Below are 620 nucleotides of genomic sequence, written 5' to 3' on the forward strand. Positions count from 1 at the left end.
GCCACACACGCGGCGGCGATCAGCAGCACCAGACAGCCCCAGGCCGCCCCGTCGCCCAGCACCCCGTTCAGATCCAGCAGCGGCAGCGACGCCCCCACGACCCCCAGCACCGCGGCCCCCACGCGCAGCGCCCGCGCGGTCCGCCGCTTCCACACCCGGTCCGCGAGATACCACTCCGCGACCTGCAGCGCGCCGTCCTCAACCCACCGGTACAGCGCGTCAAGGCGCTCGGCGGGCTCGCCCCAGTCGCCGTGCGGGAAGGGCCGACCGAGCAGGTCCCCCTGCTTCTTCGCGCCCTCCTGCCGAGGAAGCCCCTCGGGTTGCATCTCCGGCTGACTCACCCGTGGCACTCCCTCTGCGCTGCATGTACTCGCTGCGTCTCTCTTGGCGCGCGGCTGATGCGCAACCACCTTACCTACCGCCGAACGGCTGGCCACACGGCCGAGATCGCAAGATAACCGCCCGTACGAGATGCGTCATCCGATAAAAGAGCCGTCCGCCACCTCACCCGAAAGGGTGCCAGGGGCGACCGGCGACGGTCTCACCCCAGCGACCGGTCGGCGACGTACGCCACATGCTCCTCGAACCGCTTCCGGGCATCCGGGGTCAGGCTGGCCAGC

1 protein-coding gene is annotated in these 620 nt (G+C 71.1%); it reads right to left on the minus strand.

Going from position 1 to position 620, the window contains the following annotated elements; all coding sequences use genetic code 11:
- Positions 1-341, minus strand: a 341-nt coding sequence (locus CCN51_RS45800; RefSeq protein ID WP_245881816.1) for an SLATT domain-containing protein, incomplete at its 3' end; no start/stop codon positions are given.
- Positions 342-620: the final 279 nt, after the last annotated feature.

Origin of the sequence: Streptomyces milbemycinicus, assembly GCF_002154605.1 — a bacterium.
GTDB lineage: Bacteria > Actinomycetota > Actinomycetes > Streptomycetales > Streptomycetaceae > Streptomyces > Streptomyces milbemycinicus.